The organism is Litchfieldia salsa (assembly GCF_900104555.1).
Lineage (GTDB): Bacteria > Bacillota > Bacilli > Bacillales > Bacillaceae_L > Litchfieldia > Litchfieldia salsa.
Map to the genome: position 1 here is coordinate 1 of NZ_FNJU01000008.1, position 20,857 is coordinate 20,857.

The 20,857-nt window shown below is 35.2% G+C and carries 18 protein-coding genes; all 18 read right to left on the reverse strand.

What is annotated here, in order from left to right:
- Positions 1-127 precede the first annotated feature (127 nt).
- On the reverse strand, positions 128-1,972 hold the full coding sequence (locus BLQ56_RS15120) for an ABC transporter ATP-binding protein (protein ID WP_090856067.1): 1,845 nt from the start codon (positions 1,970-1,972) through the stop codon (positions 128-130).
- Positions 1,972-3,711, reverse strand: a complete 1,740-nt coding sequence (locus BLQ56_RS15125; protein ID WP_090856070.1) for an ABC transporter ATP-binding protein — start codon at positions 3,709-3,711, stop codon at positions 1,972-1,974. The genes BLQ56_RS15120 and BLQ56_RS15125 overlap by 1 nt, the downstream gene beginning before the upstream one ends.
- Positions 3,712-4,150: 439 nt before the next feature.
- Complete coding sequence (locus tag BLQ56_RS15130; protein ID WP_090856073.1) at positions 4,151-4,780, reverse strand: response regulator transcription factor; 630 nt, start codon at positions 4,778-4,780, stop codon at positions 4,151-4,153.
- Positions 4,781-4,788: 8 nt separating this feature from the next.
- Positions 4,789-5,820: a sensor histidine kinase gene (locus tag BLQ56_RS15135; protein WP_090856076.1), complete on the reverse strand. Its 1,032-nt coding sequence runs from the start codon at positions 5,818-5,820 to the stop codon at positions 4,789-4,791.
- A complete protein-coding gene (liaF, locus tag BLQ56_RS15140) occupies positions 5,817-6,545 on the reverse strand; it encodes a cell wall-active antibiotics response protein LiaF (protein WP_090856079.1) in 729 nt (242 codons plus the stop codon). Before liaF ends, BLQ56_RS15135 begins: the two co-directional genes overlap by 4 nt.
- An 82-nt stretch (positions 6,546-6,627) precedes the next feature.
- The gene (locus BLQ56_RS15145; RefSeq protein WP_386756437.1) at positions 6,628-7,278 is read right to left on the reverse strand and encodes a PspA/IM30 family protein; all 651 of its coding nucleotides are present in this window, start codon (positions 7,276-7,278) and stop codon (positions 6,628-6,630) included.
- A gap of 23 nt (positions 7,279-7,301) precedes the next feature.
- The gene (locus BLQ56_RS15150; protein WP_090856085.1) at positions 7,302-7,649 is read right to left on the reverse strand and encodes a lmo0954 family membrane protein; all 348 of its coding nucleotides are present in this window, start codon (positions 7,647-7,649) and stop codon (positions 7,302-7,304) included.
- 178 nt (positions 7,650-7,827) lie between these two features.
- A complete protein-coding gene (locus BLQ56_RS15155; RefSeq protein ID WP_090856088.1) occupies positions 7,828-8,991 on the reverse strand; it encodes a family 43 glycosylhydrolase in 1,164 nt (387 codons plus the stop codon).
- Between the two features lie 90 nt (positions 8,992-9,081).
- Positions 9,082-10,599, reverse strand: coding sequence for an arabinosylfuranosidase ArfA (gene arfA / locus BLQ56_RS15160; protein ID WP_090856092.1), 1,518 nt, complete (start codon positions 10,597-10,599; stop codon positions 9,082-9,084).
- Positions 10,600-10,616: 17 nt separating this feature from the next.
- Entirely contained in the window at positions 10,617-11,234 is a 618-nt protein-coding gene (locus BLQ56_RS15165; RefSeq protein ID WP_175490325.1) for a YesL family protein, read from the reverse strand.
- 122 nt (positions 11,235-11,356) lie between these two features.
- Positions 11,357-12,199, reverse strand: coding sequence for a carbohydrate ABC transporter permease (locus BLQ56_RS15170; RefSeq protein ID WP_090856097.1), 843 nt, complete (start codon positions 12,197-12,199; stop codon positions 11,357-11,359).
- A 92-nt stretch (positions 12,200-12,291) separates the two neighbouring features.
- Positions 12,292-13,227 (reverse strand): carbohydrate ABC transporter permease, encoded by a 936-nt coding sequence (locus BLQ56_RS15175; protein WP_090856100.1) that lies wholly within the window; start codon positions 13,225-13,227, stop codon positions 12,292-12,294.
- A gap of 248 nt (positions 13,228-13,475) precedes the next feature.
- The gene (locus BLQ56_RS15180; RefSeq protein ID WP_090856103.1) at positions 13,476-14,831 is read right to left on the reverse strand and encodes an ABC transporter substrate-binding protein; all 1,356 of its coding nucleotides are present in this window, start codon (positions 14,829-14,831) and stop codon (positions 13,476-13,478) included.
- A 516-nt stretch (positions 14,832-15,347) separates the two neighbouring features.
- Positions 15,348-16,493 (reverse strand): GntR family transcriptional regulator, encoded by a 1,146-nt coding sequence (locus BLQ56_RS15185; protein ID WP_090856106.1) that lies wholly within the window; start codon positions 16,491-16,493, stop codon positions 15,348-15,350.
- Between the two features lie 233 nt (positions 16,494-16,726).
- The gene (locus BLQ56_RS15190) at positions 16,727-17,773 is read right to left on the reverse strand and encodes a siderophore ABC transporter substrate-binding protein (protein ID WP_090856110.1); all 1,047 of its coding nucleotides are present in this window, start codon (positions 17,771-17,773) and stop codon (positions 16,727-16,729) included.
- 298 nt (positions 17,774-18,071) lie between these two features.
- Positions 18,072-18,839: an iron ABC transporter ATP-binding protein gene (locus tag BLQ56_RS15195; protein ID WP_090856112.1), complete on the reverse strand. Its 768-nt coding sequence runs from the start codon at positions 18,837-18,839 to the stop codon at positions 18,072-18,074.
- Positions 18,836-19,789: an iron chelate uptake ABC transporter family permease subunit gene (locus tag BLQ56_RS15200; protein ID WP_090856114.1), complete on the reverse strand. Its 954-nt coding sequence runs from the start codon at positions 19,787-19,789 to the stop codon at positions 18,836-18,838. The genes BLQ56_RS15195 and BLQ56_RS15200 overlap by 4 nt, the downstream gene beginning before the upstream one ends.
- A complete protein-coding gene (locus BLQ56_RS15205; protein ID WP_090856116.1) occupies positions 19,782-20,732 on the reverse strand; it encodes an ABC transporter permease in 951 nt (316 codons plus the stop codon). Before BLQ56_RS15205 ends, BLQ56_RS15200 begins: the two co-directional genes overlap by 8 nt.
- Positions 20,733-20,857 lie beyond the last annotated feature (125 nt).

A 20,857-nucleotide genomic window follows, 5' to 3' on the forward strand; every position in this document is an offset into this window, starting at 1 on the left:
CGAGCCGGCTTGAAGGTTGCTTTTTAACCTTCTAGTCGGATTGGCTTATGACCCCGAGCCGATGGCGCCTGGAGCTAGACAATAAGAAAAGCGGAGAAAAAGGTGGTGCCAGGCACCACCTTTTTTTCTACGCCATTTCTTCAGTTAACTGGTTTTCATACAGATTTGCATAAAAACCACCCGCTTTTAATAAGGATTTATGAGTCCCGCTCTCAATCAATCGTCCTTCTTTTAAGACAAGGATTTGGTCGGCTGTTTGAATTGTATTCAATCGATGTGCAATAACAAAGCTTGTTCTTCCTTCCATCAATCGTTGCAGGGCTTCTTGGATTTTCAGTTCAGTAATGGTATCAATACTACTAGTTGCTTCATCCAATACTAACAAAGTGGGATTTGAAAGAATTGCTCGTGCGATGGATAGTAATTGCTTTTGCCCTTGGCTAATTCCATTCCCATCTTGAGTAAGAACCGTATCATATTTATTTGGTAGCTTCATGATAAAAGAATGAGCATTCGCTAGTTTAGCTGACTCCTCAATTTCTTTGTCTGTTGCATCTAAACGGCCATATCGAATATTTTCTCTAATCGTTCCTCGAAAAAGATATGAATCTTGTAACACAAAACCCATATTCGCTCTTAAGCTTTCTCTTTTAATCTCTTTTATGTCATGACCATCAATCATAATCTTACCTGTATTCACCTCATAAAATCGGGATAATAAGTTAATAATGGTCGTTTTACCAGCTCCCGTCGGTCCTACTAGTGCAACTGTTTCACCAGGTGATACCGAAAAACTAACATCTGTAACTGTATTTCCTTCTTTTTCATATGAAAATGAAACTTCCTTAAATTCAACTTCTCCATCTTGAATTAGAAAACTTTTCGCTTCTTTCTCATCTGACGCTTCTTCTTTTTCGTCAATTACCTCAAAAACACGCTCTGCTCCTGCAACTGCAGATAATAATGTATTAAATTGGTTAGCGAGGTCATTTAACGGTCTCGTAAATTGTCTTGAATACTCCGCAAAAATAACAATAACTCCAATCGAGATGAAACCATTTATGGCAAGTATTCCTCCGATAGCTGCAATCACAGCAAAGCTCAGATTATTAAGCATATTCATAAGTTTAGGGATAAATCCTGAATATGCCTGTGCCCAATAACCTGCAACTCTTAACTTTTCGCTCCTCTCACCAAACTCTCTTTTCACTCTATATTCTTGTGAGAATGTCTTTACGATTCGTTGTCCTGATACCGTTTCTTCAATAAAGCCATTTAACTCACCGATGCTTTTTTGCTGCTCTTTAAAAAACACCCCTGTTCGACTAGTAATCCATCTTAGACCATAGAACATGGTAGGTACAATCACCATCGTTAAGAATGTGAGCAACGGACTAAGCCAAAGCATCACAGAGAGCGTACCTACTAAGGTTAGAATGCTTGAAAAAATTTGAATGACTGAGCTGTTTAAGGTTGAGCTTACATTCTCAATATCATTCGTAATTCTACTCATAAGTTCCCCATGCTGCCTTTTATCAAAAAAAGGAATAGGTAGCTTATGTAAATGTTTAAATAACTGTGTTCTCATATTAAAAACAGTATTTTGGGCAATCCCAATCATCCAATATGCTTGAAGCCAGGTCGATAAGGAGTGGAAGATGTATATGATAATAAGGCCTATTCCTAACGTAAATAATCCACTATTATCCTGATCAACGATATAGTCATCTATAGCCATTCCTACTAAAAAAGGACCAAGTAAGCCTAATGCTGAACTAATGAAAACCATAAGTAATACAAGAAATAGTAAAACCTTATTCTCCGCTAAATAAGACCAAATACGCTTAATTGTACCTGCCCAATTCTTTGCCTTCCGTTTAGACTTTGGTAGTTCTGATCCCTGTTTATGCTCAATATCAGGATTAACGGCAATCTTTTTATACTGAAAAGGCGTTATAAGTTGTTTTAACATTAGATAGCCTCCTCTCGGTTTTGCGATTGGTAAATCTGTTGATATAAGGAGGATTCTTTTAATAAGTATTCATGATCCCCTTTCGCAATAAGCTTTCCTTCTTCAATTAATAGAATCATATCAGCCTCTAATGCTGTACTAATTTTTTGAGTAATGATAAGTGTAGTACATGTATAACGCTTCAATGCAGTCAATAGTTTGGATTCTGTTTTCAAATCAAGAGCACTTGTACTATCGTCTAATAACAATATTTTCGGTTTGCGAACAAGCGCTCGAGCAATTGACAATCTTTGCTTTTGTCCACCAGAAAGGTTCACACCTTTTTGCCCAATGATTGTTTCATATCCCTTCGGTAGATTCATAAGCGTTTCATGAATTTGAGCATCTTCTGCAGCTTCTATCATCTCTTCAAGTGTTGCATCCTCTTTCCCCCAGGCAATATTCCCTTTGACTGAACCTGTAAATAACAGAGCTTCTTGAGGAACATAACCAATTTGATTTCTTAGTGATACTGATTTCATTGTTCGAACATCTTGCCCATCAATATAAACAGCCCCGGCTTCAACATCATATAATCTTGGTATTAATTGGAATAGGGATGACTTCCCAGAGCCTGTTGCACCTAATATTGCAACTGTTTGACCAGGTTCTACAGTAAAAGTCAGATCTTCAAGCACCAATGAATCTGTTCCTGGGTATGTAAAGGAAACTTGTTTAAATTCAATTTTACCTTTTATTGATAACTGATCCTTTTGATTTTCTAGAATTTGTTGATCCTGTTCATTCTCAATCACATCACTATCGACAACTAACACCTCTTCGATTCGCCCAGATGATGCTTTAGCTCTAGAAAAGGCCATGATGATAAATGAAAAGATAGAAAAGGCACCAGTAATTCTAGTTGCATAGTTTATAATTGCAACAACTTCGCCAACCTTGGCATCCCCCACATTAACAAGAGAACTACCAAACCATAATACGGCTAATATGCCTAAGTTCATCACCAATAAGAGAATCGGCATTGTCACTTCCATCAGTCTTAGGGCTGAAACTGTTTTATCCTTTAATTCTTTATTTGTTTTTGTAAAACGCTTAACTTCATATTTTCTTCGTAAAAACGCTTTAATTAATCGGATTCCCGATAGATTTTCTTGCATCACACTATTTACACGATCAAGTCTTTCTTGTACAGACTTGAACAACACATCTCCTTTGTTCATTACCCCATATAAGAACAGGAATAGAAGGGGAATAACAATCAGGAAAATTAATGATAATTTAAAGTTAACTATAAGTGCCATTACTACTCCACCAATGATTAATAATGGAGCACGTAGCATAATTCTCAAGCTCATAAATACTGTGTTTTGTACCTGTACTACATCATTTGTCATCCTTGTGATTAGTGAGGATGTGGGGAAAAGATTAAATTTACTAAAGGAAAAAGATTGTACCTTGTCAAATAAGGCTTTCCTTATATCCAAACCAAAGCTTTGGCTAACATGTGCAGCATAAAACGAGTTAACAATTCCTGAAATGAAGGCGAGAAGTGACATTCCAACCATTATTAATCCCCATTTAATAATAACGGGAATATCACCTTTCACAATCCCATCATCAATGATTTTGGCCATGAATAATGGTTGTAGAAGTTCAACAGCAAGTTCAACTAACATCAAGAACAGTGCTATACTAACTGGTATTCGATATGACTTTAAAAACGACAGTACTTTTAACATACAAGTCCCCCAAACGGTCTACCTGTTGATATGCAGGTTGTATTTATATATAAGTTTATTCTCTTCGCTTTACTAAAATCTTGAATTTGTTTATTTATTATCATACTCCTTTTTTTGTTATTTTTAAATAGTTTGACATTTTTTAAGGAAGATTCGTTCATAACAACAGACTGTTTTTATATGATTTTTTGCCTATAAAGCCGCAGGATGAATACACTCCGCGTCCGGCGGGTGACCAGTGAGCCTCCTCGTCGCTAAAGCTCCTGTGGGGTCTCACTTTGGCCACTTTTCCCGCAGGAGTCTACGTGTATTCATCCTGCTTGGAACTACCACCCCTCAATGTTTTTATGTATAAAACAATACACTTTAAGAAAACAGCCTAACAAAAAGACCAACACGCTTTTTGCGAATTAGTCTGCTTATCTGACTATAAGTAAAATTAATGTACTAATGAGTGCTTAAACGCATAAATGACTGCTTGTGTTCGATCATTCACTTCGAGTTTTGAAAGGATATTACTTACATGCACCTTTACTGTTTTTAAGGATATATATAATTCATCACTAATGTCTTGATTCGTCTTCCCCTTAGTCATTAGTAATAATACTTCTAATTCCCTATTGGTTAATTGGTCATGGAGTGGGGATTCCTTTTTGCGCATCTTCATCATCATTTTTCCTGTTACTTCAGGTTCTAGTACGGTTTGACCTTCGTAAGTTGAACGAACTGCATTCGCAATTTCACTTGCCTTAGATGTCTTTAACATATAACTAGTTGCTCCAGCCTCAAGTGCAGGATAAACCTTTTCATCATCAAGAAAGCTGGTCACAATGACAACCTTGGCTTCTGGCCATTGTGCAATAATTTGTCTTGTCGCTTCTATACCATCCATTTCAGCCATCACTAAGTCCATTAAAATAACATCAGGTCGCAAGCTTAATGCAAGCTCTACTCCCACTTTCCCATCTGCAGCTTCACCCACCACTTCAATATCTGGTTGGGCAGCTAAATAAGACGATACCCCTATTCGAACCATTTCATGATCATCTACAAACAACACTTTAATCATTTCCGTCTTCACCCCATCATCGGCACTTTTACTTCGAGCTTTGTTCCACTGTTTTTAATACTGACAATTTTCAACGTTCCACCAATTTCTGTTGCCCTGTCCTGCATATTCTGCATTCCATATGATCCTGGTGTAGAAGAATCAGGATTCATTTCAAATCCAACACCATTATCAACAATTCTTAAAATCACAAAATCATCTCTTAGGATAAGTAAAATCTCAAGCTTTGTACATTTTGCATGTCTAAGTGTATTTGAAACAGATTCCTGAAGAATACGAAATAAATGATCCTCAATTCCTTTATCTAATGTCATTTCTTCAATTTTCCAAGTTATTTCCAATGTAACTTTTTGAGTTAGCTCAAACAAAAGCTCTTCGATACCTTCTTGAAGGGTTTTTCCCTTTAATGCAACTGGACGAAGATGTAATAATAAAGCCCGCATTTCTAGTTGTGATTGATGAATCATATTTTCAACCATCTTGAGTTGTTTTCCTTCAGCACTTTCATCGCTTCCTCTAGTTTCAGTAATCGCAGACATCAACATTGATGCAGCAAACAATTGTTGGCTCACTGAATCATGCAGCTCTCTTGCCAAACGATTTCTTTCTTGGGAAATTAGTTCCTGAATTCTCTTTTCTTGATCTTCAGCCTTTTCTGTTGCCAGTTTTTGAGACATTCTCACTTGTTCGATCATTGTTGACTTTAACTTATTAATTTTCTTTATAATTAGCTCTTCTTCTAAGTCGGTTCCAATCGACAGAATTTCTCCTTTATTACCTTCTGCTACTTGTTGAAGACGATTAGAAATAGCCCTTAGTTGATTTCTTCTACTAATTCCAATGGAAAAACCAAACACAATACCTATCACGATTGTTATACTTGGTAGAATAATAATAAAAGGTACATCAAGTATGTTCTGGTGCCATAATAGTGACCATTTTTCTAATGGGAATGCTAGAAAAATGCCAATAGATGATAATAACAATAGTAGAATTGACAGTGCGACAGACATTAAGATTTGACGTTGAAGAATACTCATACTCTCTTCACCTCAAGGTCCCCGTAGAACATCGAGGTAACAATCTTGATTTTCTGTGTAGCTGTCAGATAGTCTACAGTTTGGTATGTTATTACTTGATTATAGGCTCTTGGTTCCTGATGTTGAAAGACTGAAGTTGTACCGATGAGTGCAGAATGATTGATCATCACTTCTAATTCATACGGAACCTTTATTTTTATATTCCCTGCAAAATTCCGTATCACGATAACAGATTCCCCGTCTGGAAGAACCGTGTTACTTAAGTCGATGACCGTATCTCCGATTCCTAATTGAAGTGTAATATCGTTCCATTCATATACATGATCAGGTGTTTCGATTTGTCCAAACAGCTTATTAGAAAACAATGGCTGCTTCCTTAATAAAGGTTCATTTTCCAATATAGAAGAATCCAATACAGGCTCAATTTGATTTGGGTTTTTTCTACTTTTAAAATATTGATAAGCACAGTAGAGAATGATTGTTAGTAGAAGAAATTTAAAGGCATTACTACTTAGTATAGTAACTGCAATAGTAACCAAACCAAACCAAAATACCACCTTACCTATTGTTCGGTGATATTTATTGATCCCAAAGTAAATACATAAGCAAGATATGAGAGCAGAAAACATAACACCGTTATTAAAAAAGGTTACTTCAATTATTATAATTACGATAGCAAGCATCGCAATCCAGCTTCGAAAATCGTCGTTTTTAAATGGCAACATGGGGCTATCCCCCCTTCTGATTATATGCTTAAAATGTAATAAAAAGGCATAGTTCCCTATGCCTTTAGCATACCATTTTCAATTATAAAAGAGTATTAGATTCTTCTTTTTTCATCTCTTTTTCTAGGTGTGCAATTCTAGCGTCAATTGTGCTTCTATAATAAGACGAATTCACTTGTTCTTCAAGGCGATCAAGATAGCGTTCCATTTCATTGAAACTAAGAGATGATTGATTCATATGACCTTTTTCGGATTCAAAAACTTGACTCATACGATAGTTTGCACGAGCTATGTTTTCACGGCCCATCAATTCCATTCGCTTCAATTGCATATCCTTTAATTTATGCTTCATTTCTTCGTATCTTGTTTCAAGTTCTACTAAATGCTTTGTAGCTTCTGTCAGAGTCACCTTTAATCTTTCTGCTCTCTCCTCATATTGAAGCTGCTCTTTATATGCAAATTGGTATAATTCTTCTTCACCCGCTCTTGTAGCAATTTCAGCTTGTTGTTTTCTTTTTTCTGCTAGGTGCTTTGATTCATCAAATTCTTTAGTAAATTCATCTTTCAGACGGTATTGACGCTCGACTAGCTTTCGTACCTTTTCAACCTCTAATTCACATTGACGAAGATATTGGTTAAGTGATGAGATTGGATTCTTTTTTTCTTTTTCATCAAGTACCTCGTGAAGATCTGCTGCAATTGTGTTTTTAATACGGTTAAATAAACCCATGATAATTATCTCTCCTTTAATTTAAATTAAAAATTCTTTTTTAACTGTGCCCATTCTTTTTCGAAATTGATAAAAGGATCATTTTCCTCTTTCACATTTTCTTGTTTCTTATTCCAATTCTTATACACTAAGAAAAGCACGAATGCTGCAACCACACCGATTAAGGCTGGTGCATTTGATATTGTCATACCAAGTGCGAAGAATCCGACTATCCCCCATAAAACTTTTTTTCCGGTAGACTCTGATTTCATAAATCCTTTAAACGAGTAATACAAAATTACTAAACCGATCAACATTCCAATTGCTGGACCTACATGGGATAGCATGACAATTGCTGCAATCATCCCAACTAGTAATAAACCAAACTTTTTCATCCTTATTTCCTCCTTTCATTTCATGTCTTAATTCTATCTTTAATTCTTTTTGAGTATAATGATCCTCAGTTATATTTTTCAGTAAGACCTAAGGCGTATTACTGGTAATACCCTTGGAGCCATTTAAAGAGCCAAAAAAAAGAAGACATCCAAAAATGGATGTCTTCTCACTCAATATTTACTTAACTGTCACTGTTGCAGTAGCTTTAACATTCGAAAAGTCTAATTTATAGCCTGGTTCTCCAAAGTATGGTGTCCCATCTGGTTTCCAGAACATTCTTTGTACTCTTGCATGACGGTTATGGTCATACAATGGATTTCCTACGATTTCTTTATATGGTCTAGCATGATAAACAAGTAAATCAGTTTCTCCATCTTCAGCAACTGTAAAGCTGTTATGGCCTGGTCCATACTCACTTGTTTCTTCGCTTGAAACAAGGACAGGTTCTGGGTTTTTCGTCCATGATGATGGATCCAATAAATCGCTATCTTCAGGAGCAGAAAGGAGGCCCATTGCATAACGATCGTCTGTTGCACTAGCTGAAAATGCAATAAATACTTTGCCATTTCTTCTAATCATGGCAGGTCCTTCGTTTACATTGAAGTCTTCTCTCTCCCATTGATACTCTGGAGTAGCTAATAAAACTTGCTCTCCTATAATTGTCCATGGATTGCTCATTTCAGCAATATAAAGGTTTGAAATGGTTTCATTTTCTACTTTTTGAGCCCATACTAGAAATCTCTTCCCATTATGCTCAAAAGTTGTTGCATCCAATGAAAAACTTTGGAAGTTTGTATTCACTTGACCCTTTTCAACCCATTTACCTGTTAATGGATTTTCTTCATCACATTCAAGAACATATGGACGAATTGCCCAAACATCTTCTTCCTCTCCAGCTGCGAAATGGATATACCATTTTCCATCGATGAAGTGTAGTTCCGGTGCCCAGATGTGCTTTGACATAATCCCACTGTCATACTTTTCCCAAAGCACAGTCTCAGGAGCATCTGTTAACCCTTCAATCGTTTTTGATCGTCTTAAGACAATACGATCATATTCAGGATAGGAACCAGTGAAATAGTAATAGCCATCAGAATGTTTATACATGTATGGGTCAGCTCTTTGTTCAATTAGTGGACTCTTGTATTCTTTATGTACAATCTCTCCACTTACTGTAAAGCTTCCATCTTTTTCAAGTAAATCAGCATTAACCTCTTCCCATACTACATCAAAATCAGCGACAATTCCTTGTTCTAATTCAACATCTACCTTTTTTGGTAAAACAGGCTGAGTACCTACTTCTGTTGTTACATTTACTTCTCTTACACCTTGAATTTTCATATACTCATCATCCTCTCTTTTGAAAAAGCACCCCTAAGAGATTAGTAGGATTAGTTAGAAACTACACTTCTTTTAGTGGTGCTGTTTTACTTAATTACTTTTTTTCAAACGAATCATATTCCATGATAACTTAGGTAATATGCCTACAAGCAGACCATCTTCTGTATATGATTGTCCATTTGTATGTGGCTTAACTTTTTCTTCACGAATTGAATTACTTGCTTTTGGGTCATTGTTTTCTAATACAACATGTTCAACAATCTTAAACCCTTCAAATGAGCGGATATCCACATCAACATGTAAGATATTTTCTAAATGACGGTTTGTTGCAAAAATAACTAACTCTTCTTTTTCTTCATTATATACGATAGATGTATCCAAGTATGGTACGTCTGTGAAATCTTTACTATCATATTTTGGCGAGCTTACTACTGGATTTAGAGCAATACCTCTTCCATATACAGATGTATAGTAATATGGATAGAAAATAGACTGCTTCCAAATACCTCCACCTGTTTCGGTCATGATTGGTGCAATAACGTTTACTAACTGAGCCATACACGCAATCTTTACACGATCTGAGTGTCTTAGCATCGTATTCAACATGCTACCTACTAAAATCGCATCCTCAAATGTATAAACATCTTCTAATTGAGGTGGTGCTATAGACCAAGGCTCTAACTTTGAATCTGCTTCATTCGAATGGAACCATACATTCCACTCATCAAAGCTAAGATTCATTGTTTTCTTACTGCGTTTCTTAGCCTTAATATAATCACAAGTTGCAATAACCGTCTTAATAAAGTTTTCCATATCTAATGAATTAGCAATAAAGTTTGCTGTATCATTATCACGATTGCCATAATATTGGTGCAATGATACAAAATCAGCAACCTCATACGTATGATCTAGAGACGTAGCTTCCCATTCAGGGAATGTTGGCATAGCTGAATTCGAACTTCCACAACTAACTAGTTCAATTGTTGGATCCACAAGTTTCATTGCTTTTCCAGTCTCTGCAGCTAGTCGTCCATATTCTGTTGGCGTTTTCATTCCTACTTGCCAAGGACCATCCATTTCATTACCAAGGCACCAAGTTTTGATTTTATGCGGTGCTTCATATCCATGCTGTTTACGAAGATCACTCCAGTAAGTTCCACCAGGATGATTACAGTATTCTAGCAAATTTCTAGCTGCATCAATTCCACGAGTCCCTAGATTAACTGCCATCATTACTTCTGAGTTAACCTTTTTAGACCAATCAACAAATTCATTTGTTCCCACCTGGTTTGTTTCAATTACTCTCCAAGCCAATTCCAGTCTGCGCGGACGATCTTCCTTTGGTCCTACACCGTCTTCCCAATTGTATGCAGAAACCATGTTACCACCTGGATAACGTATAATTGGTACCTGTAATTCTTTAACCATTTGAATCACATCTTGTCTAAATCCAAGCTCGTCAGCTGTTGCATGACCTGGCTCATATAACCCTCCATATACAGCACGACCAAGGTGTTCAATAAATGACCCATAGATGCGAGGATCAATCTCAGAAATTTTAAACTCTTTATCAATGACCATTTTTGCTTTAGTTATTTCATTTGCCATACTAATAATCATCCTTCCTACTTATCTGTGAGGTCAGGCTTTTTGAGTTTATTGTTTGCGATTAAACTGATTCCACCACATATTCCCGAAACCGTAGCAAGTGGAAGAAATATTGAAAACCTTAGTGTTAGAATAATCATCACACCAACCCAAAAGGCCATTAATAATGTTCTAAAAGGATTTACTAATCCGAAGACTACCGCATATTTAATATAATTAAATGGTTTCATTTTAAAGTGTACATAAATTGGAAATATATTCAGTAGCAACACCATATAAACAAATGCAATCACAGTTAGGATCACTAATGCAATAGTCACGATCATAGATTGCTGTTGAATTAAAAAGAAATAATCAAGATATAAGATCAATCCAATAATAAAGATTAAAAGACCAATTATATTACTTGATATAAAACTTTCTTTATAGAATTTCCAAAAGGATTTATACAATGATGGAACCTCTTCGTTATTGAGCCACTTTCGATATATTGAATAGACAGCAGCAGTTGCTGGCATGATCCCGAACACTCCTAACCCTACAATCGTAAAAATAATCCAAAGTAGGTTTAATGTGACGAATTTCACTATTCGATCGAGATATAACATTATTGCGGAAGACCATGACCCATTCATTGTATTAACTCCTTTTACTTCTTTCCTATGTAGCATGGTGCATAAAGAATGCCCCCATACTTTACAACCTCTGGTGCCCATAATCCTCGGGCACCAGTCCAACTTTAATTACGCTATTAACTTTAGCCTTTTACACCTGAAATCGCAACAGATTCGATAATTTGTTTTTGGAAGATAAGGAATACGATTAACATCGGTAATAACGCAACCATAGATGCTGCCATGATAAGTGGATAATCACTTTGAATTGCATATTGTGCATTAAAGTTAGCAATTACAAGTTGAATCGTCTGCATCTCTGGTGAATTCAAATAAATAATTGGTGCTAAATAGTCATTCCAAATTCCCATAAACCAAAGGATAAGCTGTGCAGCCACTGCAGGTTTAATTAACGGAAAAATAATAGATCTAAAAATCCCAAAGAATGAAGCCCCATCAATTTTACCAGCCTCAACAATCGAAGTCGGAATACTTGTTAAATATTGTCTTAAGAAGAAGATCATCACAACGTTACCAAATACTGCAGGTACAATTAATGGTAGTAGCGTATCGATCCATCCTAATTCAGAAAACATCATAAACTGTGGAATCATAACCGTCGGATATGGAATCATCATTGCTGAAAGTAATAGTAAGAATAAAACATTCTTCTTTGGAAATTTTAATTTAGCAAAAGCAAATGCTGCTAAACTAGAAGTAAACGTTCCTATAATTGTAACCGAAAGTGAAATGATGATACTGTTCTTAATACCACTTAATAATGGTCCTGTTGTCCATATTTCCTGATATTTTACCCATTGAATTGTTTGTGGAATCCACTCAGGAGGTAATGCAAATACTCCTGCTTTGTCTTTTAACGAAGTTGAGAACATCCATAATAATGGAGCAATCATAAATACTGCACCTATTGCTAAGATAAGAAAAATAAACCAATTTGTTAATGATGTTCTTTTTTTGTGATTCATACTATTTTTTCACACTCCCTCAATTAGCACTGTTAGAATGTAAGTCTTTTAATGGAATCGTTCCCTTATACAAAAGACTCTTTTATTATTAATCAATCAATTTCAAAGGTTGATTTATCGTTCATTTTAAATTGAATTAATGTAACGGTAAAGATCATTAATCCAAGGACAATTGATGTTGCTGCTGCATATCCCATTTGTAAGTTATTGAATGCCTTTTGCCAAATGTAGAATACAACTGTTGCAGAACTATATTCTGGTCCACCAGTTGGTGTCATAATATTGATTTCTGTAAACATTTGAGCCCCACCTATGATTCCTGTAACGACCATGAAGAATGTTACTGGCTTTACCATTGGCCATGTAATGTTGATAAATCTTTGAAATCCGTTTGCACCATCTAGTTCAGCCGCTTCATAATAGGTTTTAGGAACACTTTGTATGGCTGCAAGATACAGTAACATCGAGAACCCTAGACCCTTCCAGACAGCCATGATGATTAATGCAGGTTTTACTGTTCCTGTATTAGCAAGCCAGTTTGGACCCTCAATTCCAAATATCCCTAAAAATTGGTTAACAAGTCCATAGTCACCGTTATATGCCCATTGCCAAAGGATTGAGATTGCTGCAAGAGAAGAAATTACTGGAACATAATAAATTACTCGGAAAGCTGTTGTACCAGGTATACCTCTATTTAGTGCCATTGCTAATAATAAAGCTAAGACCAAACCTAAAGGAATCCCTAACATCATATATATTGTATTGAACAGTGATTTTCGGAAATAAGTGTCAGAAAATAGGTCCACATAGTTTGATAAACCAATGAATTTCATATCACTAATACCATTCCAACTAGTTAAAGAAGAATAGATTGCGAATAGAACAGGATATAGAGTAAACAGTAACAAACCTATTATTGGTGCTGCAACAAATAGGTATCCAGCTCTTCGTTCATGCTTATAAAGTTGAGATTTTTGTATAGTTACTACAGGTTTTTCTGCCTGGTTAGGATTTTGTTTTTTAGTCATTGTGTTCATTCACCCCTCAATATAGAAATATTGAAATTTAGCATTTTGAAAGCTACATTAACGATCATGTTTAACTAGTGTATAGTTATATTATAAGTACATATTCAATTGTAGTTGAAAAATATATTATTATAGAAGAACAAAGGATAAAGGATTAATAGAAGATATAATTCTAAAGTAACTATTAAGATGATGTTAGCTCTAGCTCTCAAGGAATTAGAACTAACATCATCTCGTTATTTACTTTATTATTTTGATTGTGCTTCTAATTCAATTGCTTTATCTAAATAATCTTGCATTAATGGTTGAACTTCTTTTACATATTCTGCAGCTGTTTTCTTACCATCAAGAACTGGTTGAACATTCGCGAAGAAATAATCAAGCCATTCTGCATTGTAAGTGTAGTTAGCTGGTAATGCACGTCCATATTCTTGTACAATTTGTAAGAACTCTTCTTTGTTTTCTGGTCTTAAAGTATCATCTGCAGCCCATGCTTCAGCTTTATCGATAAGTGTTGGAATTTGAATTCTGTGTTCAACTAACTTGTCCATAACATCTGGTGAAGCAGTTAAATAAGTTACTAATTCTGCTGCTAGTTCAGGATGCTTTGTAGATGCTCCTACACCAATCCCTAAACTTCCAATCCATGCTGCAGATACTCCAGTATCCCCTGCTGGGTATGGAATTACGTCATAATCAAAATCAAGCTCTGTATCAAACGTTGCTAAATCCCAAGGTGCAACAGGGAAGAACGCTAATTCACCTTTCATCCAACGTTGGTACGTATCTAATGTTTGTGCTTCTTCAATAGAAGGTGTGATTTCATATTTATTTTGCATATCAGCGAAGAATTGTAACGCTTCAGCAAATTTAGGATCATCAACTGTTACTTTTGTTTTAGTTTCATCTAAGAAGTCTGCTCCATTGCTCCATACAAATGGATATAATGCCCAGTTAACATTTAACCCTGTACCAAATTGGTCAACCTTACCATCACCATCAGTATCTTTTTGTAATTGTTGGTTTACAGCAACGAACTCTTCCCATGTATAAGGCTTGTCTGGATCTGGAAGAGGGATTCCTGCTTCTTCAAACATTGTCTTATTATATCCGAATGAGAAAGGTCCAACGTCTTTTGGTAATCCGTAAATAGAACCTTGACCTACAAGTTCACCATCATAACGATAGCTATCAACACCAAAGTCAAACATGTTGTCTAAATTAACGAAATCTGTAGCTTCTACATATTCAGTAATGTCTAGAAGAACGCCACTGTTTACAAACGCTCTTAATTCACCTGGAGCATAGTAGAATACGTCTGGTAAGCTTTTACCAGTAATCGCAGCTTTTAATTTTGTTGAGTATTGATCTGGTGCTGTAACAATCATATCAACCTTAACATCTGGATTATCAGCTTCGAATTGTTTTACAACTGATTCATATGCTTTTTGTTCTTCAGTTCCACCTCGGAACATAAATGTTAATTTTTTCTTTCCATCTTTAGTTTCACCGGCTGAGTCATCTCCACCGCCACAACCACTAAGTACTAGTATTCCAGCTAACAAAATTGAGAGTAGTATTAATAATTTTTTACTTTTAAACAAATTATTCGCCCCCGAATCATTTTTAGTTTTAAATCGCTTTAGAAAAAATACTACATTATACAATATTTATAGATTTATAATTGTATAGTTATCTAGTAAAATTCCTCCTTTAGATGAAATCGCTTTCTTCTTTTTAAATATAATACACTCGTTCGTACATGTCAATGCATTTTCATTAACTATTTAACAAATAAATTAACCTTGTACGGACAAATTATTCAAAGTATATCATAATTTTAAATTAGGTCTATACGGTAATGTCCTCCCCCCTTGATATATATGGATTAATGTACAATTTAATATACATCGTTACCTAAAAATTACTATCTCGATATACTTAATATTGTTATTATTAAACAAACCAAAATTATTATTCAATCTATTTACATAATTAGACAAATTACTCACTAAAAAAAATCAGGATAGCCTTACAACCTGTTGCTCATCAAAACGCAACTGTACGTATAAGTACAAAATAAAAGATCAGTAAATAAATTACTGATCTCGTTAATCAAATTACTCAAAAAGTAGCTCCTGGTTTACTATTTTATTACTAACAGATTGTGTTGAACTACGAATGACAAGTTTCGGATCAAACACCACAGATGTTACCTTGTCTCTTTTATTCTGCCTCTCACCTTGCTGTTGATGAATTAATTCAAGTATAACCTCAGCTGCCTTAATCCCCATATCACTTTTGGGATGATCAACCGTTGTTAACTTTACCTCAGAAACATTTGCTAAGAATGAATCATCATAACCTACAACTGAGATATCTTCAGGTACTTGTAAATTCTTTTCCCTTAAAACATCAAGCAATTTGATAGCTAATTCATCATTATAACAAACGATTGCTGTCGGTACTTCAATACTATTTGTTAGAATATTATATAAATCATTAACAGGCTTAGTTGCCTTTTCCTTTGAATCATAGGTGATGATGTTGTTCGGCTTAATAGCAACTTGATGGTGCCTATGTGCCTTTACATACCCCTTCATGCGCTTTGAACCTTGAATATCGTCTGATTTGAAGATACCAACAATATTGGTATGACCTAATTCAATTAAGTGTTCCGTCTGCAAATATCCACCTTTTTCATCATCAACAACTATACTTAACGGTTCCAACTCATCATAGTAAGCATTGATCATTATATAAGGGATATTTAATCGCTCTAAATTTAAATAATAATTTATATTTGGGTTATGCACCGCACTTTTAGTTGGTTCGACAATTACTCCATCATACTGTTGTGTCAAGATTTTCTCTAATACTTTTTTTTCGATTTCATGATCATTATTTGTACTGAACAAACTAACATGATATCCCTGTTTGCTTAAATATGACTCCGCACCCCTTATTATTGAAGGGAATATATAATCTGAAATATATGTTGCTACAATTGCAATGTTTTTTTGGTTCAATCCAACTTGCTGTATCGTTTCATCCGTCTTTTCAGAACAAAACGTACCAGCACCTTGTTTCCGGTATAACCATCCTTGTGTTACTAAATCACCTATTGCTAGCCTAACAGTGTGACGACTAACATCAAACTGTTTCATTAGTTCACTTTCAGAGTTAATTTTTTGATGAGGCTGAAACGTACCATCAAGTATGCTTGATTTTATTGCTTGTTTAACTTTATTATATTTAGTTGCCAATCGTTTACACCCTCTTATATTATCTATGCTAATGTATTAGGACGTTTTCAACATCTCATCCAAGTTATATATGCAATTATCTTATACGTATAAATTAGAACACACTCTCATCTTAATATAAAATGTACGTACAAACAACTATCAATTTTTTACTCTCTTTAAATATAAAAAAAGGACTGGCAGGAGGGACGTTTTCACGCCCTCACTAGACAGCCCATATCAAACTATTAATTTTATTTTAATTCTGCTAGTATTTCTTCAATTTTTGCAAGTTCAGATTGTAAACCGCCACCACTTAAATACCATAATGCACCATCTAAATAAACGATTCTTTCGTTTTGGAAAGCTTCAGTTTTCTTAACAATTTCATTTTCCATATCAGCATCAATATTAGATTTTTCTCCAATAGCTGCTGTACGGTCGATTACAAATAATACTTGTGGATTGAATTCTAAAAGTGCTTCAAAACCGAAGTTAGAACCGTGTGAAGAAGCTTCGATATCATCTGTTACTGGCTTGAATCCATATATGTCATAGATATAACCAAAACGAGAGTTTGTTGCAAAACCTGCTAAGTTTCCTTCGTTATACATTGTTACTAATGAAGTCTCATAGTTTCCAGCTAATGCTTTCACTTCTTCTAAAGCTGAGTCAAACTTTCCTTTGAACTCTTCAGCTTCAGCTTCTTTACCAAACATTTTTGCTGCTAAATCTACAGAAGCTAAGAATGTGTTCCAGTAGTCAGTTTCTGAAGTACCCACGAATACTACAGGAGCAATTTCTTTAAGTTCTTCATAGAATGCTGATTGACGGCCTGAGATAAAGATGACATCTGGAGCCATTTCAGCAATATCTTCAAGTAAAGGCTCTTTTAAACTACCAAGACTTCCGTATTCATCACCATTATACTTTTCAAGGTTAGCTGGCATTGTAGTACCTTTTGCAACCCCAACAATTCCTTCAACACCAAGTGCATCTAATGTATCTAAGAAACCATAATCGAATACAGCAATTTTTTCTGGCATTTTATCAAATGTTACATCTTCAAAACTATATGATTCACTACCGTCTCTACTTTCAGATGAAGCAACAGTTGGAGATACAGTCATTGGATAAACAGGACCATCACCTTCAGATTCAGCATCTGTATTAGTGCCTTCAGTTGTAGATGTTCCAGTTGATTCTTCAGTGGATGTTGTAGCTTCTTCGCTTGATCCGCATGCAGCTAAAAATAGTACCATTGCCGCTAGCAAAGCAATAAATAAATAAGTTTTTTTCATTTTCTTACTCTCCCTTTTACTATGTATTTTATTTTTGTTGATGATCAATACAGTTGATAACGATTATCATTATCATTTATAAATAATAATAAGTCAATAGCTTTTTATCATATTTTTATATATTTTTCCAAAAAAATGAATATTCACAATTATAGCCACGCATCGGACCGCCCCGCGGAAAGCAGGTGGACCGATGCGAATGGCACTCATTAACGTAAGTTATGCTCAGGTAATGTCTAGCTCCAGGCGCTATCGGCTCTTAGGTCTAAGCCGATGAACGAGCACCTTCCGCTTTTCCTTATGTATGCGAATTAAAATAAACACAAATCCGGCATCCATTTTGTTCTTGTATTGGAATATCCATATCATAAATTTCACGTAGAGCATCAGTATTAATGATCTCATGGGTCGGCCCGTTCTTCATAAGCCTTCCATTTTTCAAAGCAACAATTCGATCAGAATAAACAGAAGCAAAGTTAATGTCATGCAAAACAATGACAACTGTTTTCCCTAGTTCATCTACTAATTTACGTAAAATTTTCATAATTTGAACAGAATGTTTCATATCCAGGTTATTCAAAGGCTCATCAAGTAACACATAATCAGTGTCCTGAGCAATAACCATTGCAATAAATGCCCTTTGTTTTTGTCCACCTGATAATTCATCTAAAAACTTATCTTGCATTTCTTCTAGATTCATATATTCAATGGATTGATCAACAAACTTTTCATCTTCTGCTGTTAAACGACCCTTTGAATATGGATAGCGACCAAATGCAACTAGCTCACGTACGGTTAACCGCACATTAAGGTAGTTTGCTTGTTTCAGAATGGAAACCCTCTTAGCAAAGTCAGACGACTTCCATTTTTTCACATTATTTTGATCAATTAATACTTCCCCTGTATCAGCTTCTAATAATCGGCTCACCATAGAAAGAAGTGTTGACTTTCCTGCCCCATTCGGCCCTATAAACGACGTAATCGTTCCAGACTCGATTGTTACAGTAACATCCTCTACAACAGGCTTTTTCCCAAAATGCTTTGTTAATCCTTTGATTTCGATCATCCTGCTGCCCTACTTTCTTTAAGTAATAGATAAATAAAGTAAATACCACCGATAAAGTTAATAATGACACTTAATGTCGTACGTAATTCAAAGATATGCTCGACAAGGAACTGACCTCCGACAAGTGCAATGACACTAATTAAACTCGCTCCTAGTATGTGGATAGAGTGTTTATAAGTGACTAGATATTGATACGATAGATTTGCAACAATTAATCCAAAAAATGTGATAGGTCCAACAAGCGCTGTAGATGTTGCAATTAAAACCGACGATAAAATTAAGATCCTCATAACCATGCCATCATAGTTAATACCAAGGTTTATCGCATTTTCTCGTCCAAGTGACATTACATCCAGCTTATTCATAATTTTGAAACCATAAAGGAATGCAAATAATAGAATACCTAGGGAAATAAACAATAATTCTACCTTTACGTTTGTAAATGTTGCAAACAAACGACTTTGAAGGGCTAAATACTCAACTGGATCAATCAATACTTGTAGGAATGTAACAAAGCTCCCTAAAAGTGTTCCAATTATCATTCCAATTAATAATAGAAAATAAATCGGATGCTTATCTGCTCTGAACAAAAATCGATATAAAACAAGTGCAAAGACAACCATTGCTAGAATTGCTGCACCAAAATTCAAGTATTTATTTAACACCCAAACTGAGACAGATCCCGCAAAGAAGTAGATTAATGTTTGTACAACTTGATACATAGAATCAAGTCCCATAACAGATGGTGTTAAGATTCGGTTATGTGTAATCGTCTGGAACACAACCGTAGAATAAGCAATTGCAATTCCTGTTACGATCATTGCAGACACTCTGAGCATGCGCCTTGGAAAGGCATAATCAAAGCCGCCCTTTATATCATAAAACCCATAAAATAAAATACAAACGATCGCAATAGCTGCTAGTAATATCAATTTTGTACTATTACGCATATGCTCTCCCCCTAAGTAGCATCGTTAAGAAGATCGCACTGCCTATCACTGCCACTGTTACATTTACTGGAATCTCATAAGGATGAATAATGATTCTACCTATAATGTCACAAATTAGTAAAAAGACAACCCCTAACAAAGCAGTATGTGGTATCGTTTTACGTAAATTATCTCCTAAATAAAGAGAAACAATATTTGGTACAATGAGACCTAAAAATGGAATAACACCAACCGTTAAGACAACCGTTGTCGAGATAATGGCCACAAGTATAAGACCAATATTTAGTACTACCTTATAACTTAACCCTAGATTTCTAGCAAACTCTTCACCCATTCCCGCAACTGTAAACTTATTAGCATATATATACGCTAAAATTAAAGCTGGAATACTAACGTATAAAAGTTCATAACGGCCTGCGATAACTAAAGTAAAGCTTCCCATCAGCCAAGAAGAGAGATTTTGAAGAAGATCAGCTTCATATCCTAGGAAAGTTGTAATAGAGGATAAAATATTCCCATACATAATTCCAATTAAGGGAACGAAAATAACATCCTTAAATTTGATGCGATCCAATATCTGCATAAATACGAATGTTCCTGCTAAAGCAAAGGCAAAGCTAAAGATAACTTGCTGTGTATAAGTGACATTCGTAAAAAATAGCATTGATATTAAAATACCTAGTTTTGCTGCATCTAATGTCCCCGCAGTTGTGGGTGAAACAAATTTATTTCGGCTTAAAGATTGCATAATTAAGCCTGCAATACTCATTCCTGCTCCCGCTAGTATAATCGCAATTAATCGTGGGATACGGCTAATTAGAAAGATGTGTGATTCATCTGATTCCCAATTTAGCAAATCCATTGGCGTTATATTAATTGCTCCAATAAATAGCGAGATGAAAGACAGAATGATAGCGGCAATTCCCAATATCCATAATTTCATCTAAAACCCTCATAACTTCATTTATTCTTAATACAACAATTGAAGATCACCAGCAATTCCATGCTAATGAGACTCAAATTAAGTCATGAATAAAACTTACTAGATTACTTAATATTCTAGTATCA